At 45.5% G+C, this 12701-nt stretch carries 9 protein-coding genes; 8 read left to right on the forward strand and 1 reads right to left on the reverse strand.

The window, feature by feature from the left end; translation table 11 throughout:
- Nucleotides 1–182: 182 nt before the first annotated feature.
- Entirely contained in the window at nucleotides 183–947 is a 765-nt protein-coding gene (locus tag BN3769_RS02770; protein ID WP_068467312.1) for a VIT1/CCC1 transporter family protein, read from the forward strand.
- A complete protein-coding gene (locus BN3769_RS02775; RefSeq protein WP_068467314.1) occupies nucleotides 944–2959 on the forward strand; it encodes a heavy metal translocating P-type ATPase in 2016 nt (671 codons plus the stop codon). The genes BN3769_RS02770 and BN3769_RS02775 overlap by 4 nt, the downstream gene beginning before the upstream one ends.
- A 41-nt stretch (nucleotides 2960–3000) precedes the next feature.
- Here BN3769_RS02775 and BN3769_RS02780 read toward each other — a convergent pair whose 3' ends face one another.
- Entirely contained in the window at nucleotides 3001–3534 is a 534-nt protein-coding gene (locus BN3769_RS02780) for a hypothetical protein (protein ID WP_068467317.1), read from the reverse strand.
- 256 nt (nucleotides 3535–3790) lie between these two features.
- On the opposite strand from BN3769_RS02780, the gene BN3769_RS02785 reads away from it, so the two are divergent.
- The 6 genes from BN3769_RS02785 (at nucleotide 3791) to dnaK (ending at nucleotide 12657) form a co-directional block, all read left to right on the forward strand.
- The gene (locus BN3769_RS02785; RefSeq protein WP_068467319.1) at nucleotides 3791–4642 is read left to right on the forward strand and encodes a phosphotransferase family protein; all 852 of its coding nucleotides are present in this window, start codon (nucleotides 3791–3793) and stop codon (nucleotides 4640–4642) included.
- Nucleotides 4629–5300 (forward strand): nucleotidyltransferase family protein, encoded by a 672-nt coding sequence (locus BN3769_RS02790; protein ID WP_068467322.1) that lies wholly within the window; start codon nucleotides 4629–4631, stop codon nucleotides 5298–5300. The genes BN3769_RS02785 and BN3769_RS02790 overlap by 14 nt, the downstream gene beginning before the upstream one ends.
- A 276-nt stretch (nucleotides 5301–5576) precedes the next feature.
- The gene (locus tag BN3769_RS02800; protein ID WP_068467326.1) at nucleotides 5577–8639 is read left to right on the forward strand and encodes an NAD-glutamate dehydrogenase domain-containing protein; all 3063 of its coding nucleotides are present in this window, start codon (nucleotides 5577–5579) and stop codon (nucleotides 8637–8639) included.
- Between the two features lie 97 nt (nucleotides 8640–8736).
- On the forward strand, nucleotides 8737–9903 hold the full coding sequence (gene hrcA / locus BN3769_RS02805; RefSeq protein WP_068467328.1) for a heat-inducible transcriptional repressor HrcA: 1167 nt from the start codon (nucleotides 8737–8739) through the stop codon (nucleotides 9901–9903).
- Nucleotides 9904–10031: 128 nt separating this feature from the next.
- Nucleotides 10032–10625 (forward strand): nucleotide exchange factor GrpE, encoded by a 594-nt coding sequence (gene grpE / locus BN3769_RS02810; protein WP_068467330.1) that lies wholly within the window; start codon nucleotides 10032–10034, stop codon nucleotides 10623–10625.
- Nucleotides 10626–10665: 40 nt separating this feature from the next.
- Nucleotides 10666–12657: a molecular chaperone DnaK gene (gene dnaK / locus BN3769_RS02815; RefSeq protein WP_068467332.1), complete on the forward strand. Its 1992-nt coding sequence runs from the start codon at nucleotides 10666–10668 to the stop codon at nucleotides 12655–12657.
- The last annotated feature ends 44 nt before the right edge of the window (nucleotides 12658–12701 follow it).

Here is a 12701-nt window from a genome sequence, read left to right on the forward strand (position 1 = left end):
TTGTTTATTAAATTAAAATAAAATTAAGCTAACTTTCTCAACCAGTGAACTTTGCGCCTAAAAGAGGTCTTTCGAAGAGAGACCGCTCTAGCAAAAACCGCATCATTCATCTTTTTATTTTATTTTATTCAAGTTAAACCTTATCCATCTAGTTTTATCATTGGATTCCATAAAGGATTGATATGGCTTCTTCAACAGATCATTTCAAAGGGAAAAGCGCAGTTGCCCATATTATAGAGGCTCAAGCTCGCGGGCTGATTGCCGCCTCTGAAATTCATGGGACAGAAATTCCCGGCTCCCTCTCAGCCGGAATGGATGCTGCACGCGAGACAGTCATTGTGCTTCTTCTCTTAAATCTTTTAGCTGCTGAATGGATTGGAACTGTCCCGCTCCTCAATTTATGGCTGATTTTTTTATTTGGCTGGCTCATTTGGAAAACAGGGAGAAGCGCTTGGCTAGGTTGGTCGCGCTTAGAGCGGTTGCATCGCATTTTAGAAGAAGAACGCTGGGAAATTGAGCATAACCGCGAGCAGGAAAGGGAGGAATTGCGCATTCTCTATGCAGCAAAAGGATTTGAAGGGCAACTTTTAGAAGATGTATTGGATGTTTTAATGGCAGACGGGGATCGGCTTTTAAAAGTAATGGTAGAAGAAGAATTGGGCCTTTCCCTAGAGGCCTATGAGCATCCGCTCAAGCAAGGATTGGGTGCGGCAATCGGCGTGAGCGCTGCTGCCCTATTAAGCTTGGCAGGTTTTTGGCTATGGCCTGCTGGCGGGCTTTATGCGATGGCAGTCCTTATTCTTAGCCTTAGCGCTTCTTTATCGGCCCATTACCAAGGCAATCGATTGATTCCCTCTATTGTCTGGAATATAGGCCTAACTTTCTTAGCGGGGGGAGCGGCCTATTTTTTATTGCATTACTTTCTTAATCAAGGATGGCTGTCATGACCGAGACCGTTGCCATCCCCCGCCCCCCACATGTCAAGCCTGCCGTTTTCGAAGAATTCTTCGGAACAGGCAAAGAAGAGGTCGCAAGCCCTTTTTTAACACCCCGAGCAAGAAAATGGGCTGCCAATTTAACGCTTAAAACCTCGTTAGTTGCAATGGGACTGCTTATTTTGGCCTTTTTGCTGTCTTTTTCCTCTTCAGCCCAGCCCCTTTCGTCTTTATTCCTTGTCGGCGTCTATTTTCTTGCCGGCATTCCCTCCCTCATTGAAGCCATTGAAGACCTAGCCGATTTCGACATCAATATCGACACCCTCATGACTTTGGCGGCCTTTTCTTCTGTGTTGATTGGAAGCGGCATGGAAGGGGGATTGCTTTTAGTCTTATTTTCCCTATCCGGATCCATTGAAGACGCCGTGACGGCGAAAGCCAAAGGCTCCCTCAATCAATTGCATAAGCTATCGCCTTCAAAGGCAACCGTTTTGGATGCGCGAGGCCACCTGCGAGAAAGAGCGGTTAAAGATATTGTCATGGGAACGCATATTCTGGTAAGGGCCGGAGAAATCGTCCCCTTAGACGGAATTGTCATTGACGGCATTTCTAGCGTCAATTTAGTTCACTTAACCGGTGAAAACATGCCCATTACAAAAAAAAAGGGAGATGAAGTCCCGGCAGGAGCGCGTAATTTGGAAGGAACGCTTACCTTGCTTGTCACGCATACGAGTGCCGATTCCACCATGACGCGCATTATTCAACTGGTTACGCAAGCGCAAGAAGCCAAGCCCAGGTTGCAGCGCTGGTTCGACCGTTTTAGCCGAACCTATGCGTTAGCGATTATTTTGCTTTCCGCTTTCTTTGCTTTAACATTTCCCTTTCTCTTATCCATTCCCTTTCTAGGTTTTGAAGGTTCGCTGTATCGCGCATTGGCCTTCTTAATTGCCGCTTCCCCTTGTGCGCTTATTTTAGCCCTCCCCATTGCTTATTTGAGCGCTGTCAGTGCATGTGCACGCAAGGGAATATTGCTTAAAGGTGGAATTGTCTTGGATGCGTTGGCTCAATGCTCCATCATTGCCTTTGATAAAACGGGAACGCTGACAACAGGCGAGCTTTCTTTTAATGGACTTCGCTCCATTGGTCCTTCTCAATTGCAAGCCTCTCAAAAAGAGATCCTGGCCATTGCTTATGCCTTAGAAAAAAATGCTGTCCATCCCATTGCCAGAGCCATTACTACTTATGCGCAGGAAAAAAATATCCTCTCTTTTCCTCTCCAACACTTCAAATCCATCCCCGGCTATGGAATTGAAGCCTCAGTAGAGTGGAAGCACGCCTTCTATCCGGCTTTCATGGGGCATCCGGATTACGTTCAAGATCGATTAACTTCTTTTCAGCAACAACAGTTGGAAGCAGCCGTCGAAGCTGTCCGCCAAGACGGACATCTCCTAGCCATTTTGCTTTTTGGGCCTGACTTATATCTTTTCACCTTTCAGGACAATCCACGTCCCTATATTAAGGATACCGTTCACAGGCTTAAGCAAACGGGCGATTGGGAATTGTTAATGTTAACAGGAGACCATGAAACAAGCGCTAGGCGGATTGCAAAGGAATTGGGAGTCGACGAATTTTATGCAAATCTGCGTCCTGAACATAAACTCGAGCACGTCACCCGCCTTGCTCAAGACAAGGGATTGGCCATGGTGGGAGATGGCATAAATGATGCACCGGCTTTAGCCCGTGCTACGGTGGGAATCTGCATGGGAAAAATTGGCAGCGGAACAGCCGTTGATGCAGCAGATGTCGTGCTCTTGCACGACAACCTTGAATCGCTCGATTGGCTCATGGCCAAAGCTCAAAAAACCAGATCCATTGTTCAGGAAAATTTGGTGATTGCCATTGGAGCCATCTTCATCGCCAGCTTTCCGGCCCTAGCGGGATGGGTGCCTTTATGGTTAGCCGTCGTCATGCACGAAGGAGGCACGGTCTTAGTGGGACTCAATGCCTTGCGCTTACTGAGATAAAGCCAAGTAAGGCTGAATGAACAGCCTTGCTCAGAAGTGGATTAAAACAGGTAAATCACTTGATTGGCCCCTGTAACGACTGTCGAATTGAAATATTCATGCCTAAAAATCATGCCTCCCGGCGTGAAATCGACCGAATTGAAAGGCTTGATGGATAAGACAGCCCCATCATAGGCGACCCTTAATTGACATCCCCAATTAATTCCTTCTAAAACAGTAATAAGAGAAAAATGAGAATAGTGCCCGACATGGCAAGGCGCCCCGTCAATGAAAGATAACTCTTCATAAATAGGCGTCACAATTAAATAGCTCGGATAGCTAAATAGGCTTCGCACTCCTGTAGCGGCAGGCGGGACGCTCGAACGCTCTTTAACGTCCGCAACCATCGAATCACCCAATTTATTCTCTTGCTCTTTTCTCGACTCATCAGCCAATTGCTCAAGCTTGATTTCTTTAAGATGAAGGCTTTCCAAAACCTTTTTTTGCGAATCAGACAGATGAGCCTTCTCTTCTGCCTGCATGTGCCCGACCATTAAACTAAAGAGGATTAAAAATAAAATTTTCATGTACTTCATAGTAAAGACTCCTTATGGTTAAGTTTTACTAATGATAATATAAATTTATATTCAACGATTAAGCATAAAAAACACTCCCCTTATTCATCAATTAAAATTAATCAATAAACCTTAAATAAAAAATGCTTTTTATTTTTAAATAAATTGATGAAGATTAGCTTTTGCAATACTTTATTTGAAAACACTATCACTCTTTTGAAGAGTGGATTAAAACTGAGAATGAATTTAGGGACACGCCCTAGAAAGCGAGAAAGCGATGCAGGAGGAAGAACAGATCAGGGCCTTGCTTGATTTAATCGGACTTTCAGAGTTTACTTCTATAGAAAAAGTTACTAAAGGATTTGAAGCCTCTATTTTCCGTCTGGAGAACAAGCAAGGAACAAGGCTTGCCTTAAAAATTTATCCTTTGTCTGGGGCCCTGTCAATGACAAGAGAAAGCCTTGTGCTTCAGCACCTTGCCGCTTTTCCCTTTATTGCGCCTCGCGTGTTGAAAGAAGGGCGCTGGGAAAAGGGATTTTATTTAATAGAAGAATGGAGAAAAGGCGAACCGCTATCGGCCTATCTCCTGTCTCACCCCGCAGAAATGCAAGATGTGGGCTATCAATTTGGCCAATGGCAAGCCCGTCTGCACGCCATTCCTCTTCCTCAGGAGATATCCACTCTATTGTTTTGGAAACCGTTAATTGAAACGCCTCAATTGGAGGCGATTCAGCAGCAAGCCGTGCCGGATACGCTTTGTCATTTTGACTTTCACCCAGGAAATATTTTAATAGAAGGGGGAAAAATTGCCAGTATCTTAGATTTTGGCGTTGCTAGGCAAGCCGACCGTCGAGCGGATTTGGGAATTACGCAAACGCTTTTAGATGTAGGCCCTCTCTTATTTGACGTCGATCCTCAGATTTTATCTTCTTTTATATATGGATGGAGAACAGGCTATCAGTCCGAGGCCGGCGCTTTCCCTTTAATCCCGCTGTTTCACACGTGGGCTGCCTATTATGTACTAAATCGATCGCGGCGCGCCTTTCCTCCGACTGCTCAAACCCTTCGCTTTTTAAACCGCCTTGATGGCTATGCAAAAGAACAAGGACATTTATATGGAATCCTTTAATTCCCAGACTGTCGGGCTTATTCTGGCTGCCGGCCTCTCTTCCCGTTTCGGCTTTTCCAAGGCTCTTATCAAAGTACAAGGGAGGCCCCTTGTAGAAAGGCTTGTCCAGCTTTATGCCACTTGCTGCCAAAGCGTCTGTGTCGTAACGGGATTTCAAGCCGAAGCTGTTGCCCAGGCCTTAAAGGAAAGCAAAGCGCAAGTCATCTATAATCCGCAGTATGAGCAAGGCGTTTTGACCTCTTTAATGATCGGCCTTAAGGAAGCATTAAGACTCGCTCCTCATGCCAAAGGCATATTGATCAGCCCCGTCGATTTTCCTCTCGATGATGAAGAAGTTTCAAAAAAAATCATTGCAAATGCGGAGCAAAGCTCTTGTTTGATCGCCATTCCCACTTACCAAGACAGGAAAGGCTATCCCATTTGGATCAGCAGCGAAGCCATCCGCCTTTTGATTAAGCCGCAGTCGGAGCTATCTAAAGAAGAAGAAGAATTGAAAAAACTGCTCCTTGAAATTCCCAAGGGAATCTCCATTTTCCATCCGCCACCAGAAGCCGCGGCGTGGATCAGCTATATTCCCGTTCCGAATCCGGATATTTTGGTCAATTTTAATACGATCGAGGCTTTTCTAAAATGGCGCCTTTTTTCCCAAAAGTTTTAAGAGGGTGTATTAAAACTGCTAAGGACCTATTTCTAACGGCTAAATGGCTAGGACGCATTAAGCAGCCTGCCTATAAGCCGGCTTATTGGACAAAACTTTTACAAAGGGGCAAAATCCCTTCTTTCTTTTACTTCCCCCTCCCTTCCATGAAGATTTGTATTTTTTCTACACTTTTGCCATAGTCAATTTTAAATGCTGAAGATCGAAATATCTTCTACCACATAAAATATGCTAAAATTACCTCTACAGGCCACTTAAAGCATGAAGAAAACATCTATGGAAAAATCAGATTACCTCCCATCCAGCAACCTCTCCCAAGCTATTCAGCAGGAAAGCGAAAAATTCCAGGAATATTATTTGTGGTTAGAAGCCGCTATGCCCGCTACTTTCTTTGAAGAAGTCAGCCGAGACAATTTGATGTTGATCACCCACAGCTTGATGGGGTTCGATCTTCAAGATTATTTTTCCATGATCAACTTAAAGAGCGCTGCCATTGCACTCTGTCTAGATAGCCCTGATGCGGATCTGCGCATTTTGCGCAACTATACGCTGTATGGCATCAAAAACTATCAGTCTTATGTGTCTAAGATTCCCTTTCCCGGCACTAATTCTCTCTTGCGAGTTGCCACAATCGATTTTACAGGCGCCATAGAAACAACCGACCATAGCTTTCTAGAAGAGTGGCGATCTTCTTTACGCACTTTAGTCAAGCAAGAAAATCCGGATATTACCGATCAGGATTTCGAGCAGCTATTGCCTAAGATGAGTTCCATGTTCTTGCATTCCCTTCCTCCTGAGCGGCTGGCTATTGCCTTGAATATGCTTTATCGAGCACAAACGCGAGATAACTGCCAATACGAGGCCCGCTACGAAGAAAATTGGAATGAAAAAGACTCTGCCTCCATGCATATCATGCTGGCCTGGCGCAATACGCCCAAGCATAATTTTCTTTATCGTCTGGCTCAAGTCGTCCATCGGCATGGCCTTAGCATGCGGCGCGTCAATGCGACTTATATGGATCCCTACAGCAAGCAAAGCGTGTTGGTCATGGCCCTGAGCTTGCACGGCAGCAATGGACAGCCCGTTTGGGATGTAGCCGATATCCCCGATTTTTTGCGGGAAATGGCCACCATTAAATATTTTGAAACAGGCGATCGCATTGATGAGCGACTGGTAAATCCCCGCATTATCTCCGGAAATATGGGCAATCTGCTGCGCGCCATGGTCAACTTTATTCATCAAGCCCTTGTCCACATTGACAGCAACTTATACACGGTAGAAAATATCGAAGAAGCGTTATGCCGCCATCCCGAGCTTACCCTACAGCTTTGCGAAGCTTTCAGGTTTAAATTCGATCCCCACAACCACAATATTGACCGCTTTATTGAAGCGCGCAAGCGCTTTTTAAACGATGTTTCCCAATTGGATACCGGGCAAGAGAGCAACGACACCCGTCGGAAAAATGTGTTGCGCCAAGGCATGAATTTCGTCAGCCATACTCTTAAGACAAACTTTTATCGCTTAAATTATACAGCGTTGAGCTTTCGCTTGGATCCCAAATATCTCGATGAAATTCCCTTCGACCGCAGCAAGAAATTTCCGGAAATTCCCTATGCTATCTTTTATATGCGCGGCATGCATTTTTTTGGCTTTCACATTCGCTTTAAAGATTTGGCCCGCGGAGGCCTGCGCACGGTTTATCCCGAACAGCTCGAACAGATGCTGGCCGAGCGCAATAATGTTTTTACTGAATGCTACAATTTGGCGTGGACGCAGCATAAGAAAAATAAAGACATTCCGGAAGGAGGCGCTAAGGCGGTCTTATTTCTTAAGCCTTTTGATCAAATTGATTCGGAATCCCAAATCCTCAAACGAGAACTTGAATGGCTGCGCTTAGAACCCCAAGAAGTCGAACAGCGCGTCCGCCATTTCCGCCAAGAACAGAAAGTCGAATACCTCTATCAATCCCAGCGCGCCTTTATTCAAAGCCTTATTACCATCGTCAATTGCGATCCGGATGGCAAAATTCGCGCCAGATACATTATCGATTATTGGAAAAAGCCTGAATATATCTATTTAGGACCTGATGAGAATATGCATGATTTTATGATCCAATGGATCGCCAACTTTAGCAAAAGATATGACTATAAGCCCAAAGGCGCCTTTATTTCGAGCAAGCCCGTCACAGGGATTAACCATAAAGAATATGGTGTCACCTCTTTAGGCGTCAATGTATACATGCACCAAGTCTTGGAATATATGGGCATCCATCCAGAAAAAGACGTTTTTACGGTCAAAATGTCAGGCGGACCGGACGGAGATGTCGCAGGCAACCAGCTTCTCAACCTCTATCATTTTTATCCCCACACAGCCAAACTTATTGCTTTAACGGACGGGACCGGCACAATCCGGGATGAACAAGGACTAGACTTGGGCATCATCAAAGATTTATTTTATCAGGGAAAGGGAATTTGCTTTTATCCTCCCGACAAATTATCTCCTGGAAGCTTCCTGGTAAACAAAGGGCGTAAGCGCTATCCCTCCGCTTATATTCAAGAGACGCTCTGCTGGCGCAAGAGCGAGGGCAAAGTTGTCGAAGACTGGCTGTCAGGAAGCGATACGAACCATCTTCTGCGCTATAACCTGCACCAAGCCAAAACGGATATTTTCATTCCTGCCGGCGGACGCCCTCGCACCCTAAACGAAACGAATATCCAAGAGTTCCTGGATGAAACAGGCAAACCCACTTCACGCGCCATCATTGAAGGCGCCAATCTCTATCTCAATCCGGCCGCACGCAAGTATCTAGAAGAAAAAGGCGTCTTAATCGTCAAAGACAGCTCGGCCAATAAAGGTGGGGTCATCTGCTCTTCCTTTGAAGTCTTATGCGGTCTTGCCCTGGATGATGAAACATTTATTGAGCATAAAGCCATCCTGGTAAAAGAAATTTTAGAAAGAATCAAGTTATGCGCCTTAAATGAAGCCGATTTATTGCTTCGAACCCATAAACAAACAGGCGAATTTTTAACTGACATTTCGGAAAAAATTTCCGCCAGAATCAATCAATATACCTACCAGCTTTTGGATTACTTGGATTTATTACCCCTGCCTTCTAGCTTTCAAGACCCCATGATCCGCAGCTTTCTCAACTACTGCTTACCCACTCTGCGCAATCAATTTGCCGTTGAATTGCTCAATGAAATCCCCGAACATCACAAAAAAGCAATTATTGCGTGCCACCTGGCCTCTTATATGGTTTATAAAAAAGGATTGGATTGGTCCCCTTCTATCGTAGATATTTTGCCCCTAATTTTATCAGGAACCGCTTTAACAAGTTAAATTCAGCACTTAAACACATCAAGTGCTAAATTTATTGACGAAATTGAACTCTCATTCTATAATAAAGAGGAATGAGGAGAGCAGGATCTTAAAAATTATGAAATCCGTTCCAATTAAACGACTGGGAAAACAAGATCGCGAGCGCAAGGTTTTGCTTGGTTTGGTTGATTACTATATCAGGACTGGCAAGCCTGTGGGATCGAATACCTTAAAAGAAGCAGGCTTTGGAGATTTAAGCTCGGCGACTATTCGCAATTATTTTGCGAATTTAGAAGAAGAAGGCTATTTGCTTCAATCTCATTCTTCCGGAGGGCGCATTCCGACTCATTTAGCCTATCGCGCCTATGCGCATGCGCATGCTTCTTCGGACAAAATTGGCCTAGCAAGCGATTCATTCGCCGACTTAAAAGAAGTTGAGTCGAGAGAGATTGCGGCTTTTCTACAGCAAGCGGCAGAAAAGCTGAGCCAGGTGACGAATTGCGCGGTTTTTTTATCGGCTCCGCGTTTCGACCATGACTTTATCCGCGATTTGAAATTAGTTCCCTTGGACGCTTACCGCTGTTTATGTATTTTGATTACGGACTTTGGCGTCATTCAAACGGAAGTGATGCATTTGCCAGTGAAGCTCTCTTCTTTTGCCATCAAGCGTATCGAATGCTACTTTCATTGGCGTTTGACAAATTTGGGACAGCCGGAGAATTTGGAGCCTGAAGAAGAAGCCATTGGCCAGAGTTTTTATAATGAACTCATGCTGCGTTATATTGTTGGATATTCCAATTTTATCGATGAGGATTTATATCGGACAGGATTTTCGCGGCTGCTCGTTTATCCCGATTTTCAAGATACAAGCCTATTGGCTAGCGGATTGTCCTTATTTGAAAATGCCCATAGCATGCGCCTCTTGCTCAAGGAATGTAAAGCATTGGATCAATTGAAATTTTGGATTGGGGACGATCTAGATGCCTATGCCAGTTCAAGTCCTAGTTGTTCGGTCCTTGCCATTCCTTACTATATCAATAAGAAGGCGGTAGGGGCAGTCGGGCTGTTAGGTCCCATGCGAATGCCTTATCAAACGCTATTTCAAGTATTGAGGGAATTTTCCGAGAATGTCAGCGAAACGTTAACGCGAAACATCTATAAATTTAAGATTAGCTTTCGCCAACCCGAGACAAATATGCTTTATTTGCAAAAAGAAGAGCACCGATTAATTGGACAATCTCGTTTAATGCTTTTAGAAGACAAACGAGAAACAGATAATCTTTAGAGAAGATCTCTTAGATCTGATTTCACGACTATTTAAGTTTCCCAACTCACTTAGCTGTCTTTTCAGCTTATTTTAATAGAGCGAAAGGAGGGCTAATTTAAACCGGCTATGATTGAGGAGAAAATGCTATGGTTGATCAAGATGCCTTTAATACCGAACAAGAAAACGGCAAGCCATCCGAAGGAGAGCAGGCCGCGGAATTTGAATCTGCGCCCAATAAGCCTAAACAGGTCTTGATCACAGATGAAGATCTAAAAGCGCTGCAAAGAGAAGCGTTAGACTATAAGGATAAATATTTGCGTCTTCTTGCCGACGCCGAAAATGCGCGCAAGCGCATGCAGAAAGAGCGGCAAGAAATGACGCGCTATGCCGTGGAAAATTTGATCGTTGATTTTCTTCGTCCGATTGACAATTTAGAGAATGCCCTTAAGTTTGCTCAAGAAATGTCGGAAGAAGTGAAGAATTGGGCGTTTGGATTTCAAATGATCCTTGCTCAGTTTAAAGATGTTTTAGCCAATAATGGAGTCCTCTCGATCGATTCTCTTGGAACGCAGTTTGATCCGCATATGCATGAAGCCGTAGAGATGGTCGAGACAACAACAGAGGCTCCGGGAATAATTGTAGAAGAATGTGTACGTGGCTATAAAATGGGAGATCGCATCATTCGCCCCGCACGCGTCAAGGTGGCCAAAGCCCCAACCGCCAAAGAAGAGCCACGTTAATAAAATTTATAAACATTTAATTTAGGAAGGAGTTTTGACTATGAGCGAAAGTCAAACAAAGAAAGGACGAATTATCGGAATTGACTTGGGAACAACTAACTCTTGCGTAGCCGTCATGGAGGGAGGAACACCCAAAGTCATTGCGTCCGCTGAAGGAACTCGTACAACCCCATCTGTCGTTGCTTATAAGGGCAATGAGCGTTTAGTCGGGATCCCTGCTAAGCGCCAAGCCGTCACCAATCCGGAAAATACCATTACCTCTTCCAAGCGCTTTATCGGGCGCAAATATCAGGAAGTGCTCAATGAAATTAAAACCGTGCCTTACAAAGTGACGAGCAACAGCAACGGCGATGCTGTTTTTGAAATTCAAGGCAAGATTGTGACGCCGGAAGAAATTGGCGCACAAATTCTTATTAAAATGAAGGAAACAGCGGAAGCCTATTTGGGCGAGAAAGTGACAGAAGCTGTCATTACGGTTCCCGCTTACTTCAATGATTCCCAGCGCCAATCAACAAAAGATGCCGGCCGCATCGCCGGTTTGGATGTCAAGCGCATTATCCCTGAGCCAACTGCTGCTGCGCTTGCCTATGGCCTGGACAAAGAAAAAACAGATAAGAAAATCGCCGTTTTCGACTTAGGTGGCGGAACATTCGATATTTCCATTTTGGAAATCGGCGACGGCGTCTTCGAAGTGCTGTCCACAAACGGGGATACCCATTTGGGCGGAGACGACTTCGACAATGAAATTCTAAAGTGGATGCTTGAGACTTTTAAACAAGAACACGGCATTGACTTGAGAAATGACAAAATGGCCCTTCAGCGTCTGCGCGATGCGGCCGAGAAGGCAAAAATTGAGCTGTCCGGCGTTCAGCAAACAGAAATCAATCAGCCTTTCATCACCATGGATGCGTCAGGCCCTAAACACTTGACCATGACCCTGACCCGCTCCAAACTGGAAAGCCTGACTCACCACTTGGTCGAGCGCACACGCGAGCCTTGCCTCAAAGCGCTGAAAGATGCCGGACTCTCAAAAGACGACATCGGCGAAGTCATTCTCGTAGGAGGAATGACCCGTATGCCTGCTGTACAAGAAGTGGTCAAGACCATATTCGGAAAAGAGGGCCATAAGGGCGTCAACCCCGACGAAGTCGTGGCCGTTGGAGCTGCCATCCAAGGCGGAGTCTTAACAGGGGTCGTCAAAGACGTGCTTCTGCTGGATGTCACGCCATTGACACTGGGAATTGAAACGCTGGGCGGCGTGATGACTCCGCTTGTTGAGCGCAATACCACTATTCCAACGCAGAAAAAGCAGATTTTCTCCACAGCAGCCGATAATCAGCCCGCTGTGACGATCCGCGTTCTGCAGGGTGAGCGCAAGATGGCCAACGACAACAAGGAAATCGGCCGCTTCGACTTAGCTGATATTCCACCAGCTCCACGTGGCATGCCTCAAGTTGAGGTCGCTTTCGACATCGATGCCGACGGTATTTTGCATGTCTCTGCGAAAGATCTGTCCAGCGGAAAAGAGCAAAAGATCCGCATTGAAGCGCAATCCGGTCTGCAAGAAGAAGAAATCAAGCGCATGGTCAGGGATGCTGAATTGCATGCCGAAGAAGATAAAAAGCGCAAAGAGGAAGTCGAAATTCGCAATGAAGCGGACTCCTTGGCTTTCCGTGCGCAAAAGGCCTTGGATGAGTACAAGGATAAAGTGCCGCAAGACGTGGCCAATGACGTAGCCAACAAGATCGATGCCGTCAAAAAGGCCCTGGAAAGCAATGATGTGGCACGCATTCGCGCTGCTAAAGATGATCTGGAAAAGCACATGCAGCACATCGGCGAAGCCATGGCAAAAGCCGGACAGCATCCTGGCGGCTCTCAACAAGCAGGCGCAGGCAGCTCCTTTACAGGCGGAGAAGGCCAGCACCAAGGCCCAGGTGGGCAGCAACAACAGCAACAACGTCAGCCGGGCGGAAAATCTCCCGATGACATCGAAGAAGCTGAAGTAGAAATCATCGACGACAATAAGCCTTAATTTAGTAAATAAGGCCTAGAAAAGAAAGCCCTTGGCTGAGAATC

The organism is Candidatus Protochlamydia phocaeensis, assembly GCF_001545115.1.
GTDB lineage: Bacteria > Chlamydiota > Chlamydiia > Chlamydiales > Parachlamydiaceae > Protochlamydia_A > Protochlamydia_A phocaeensis.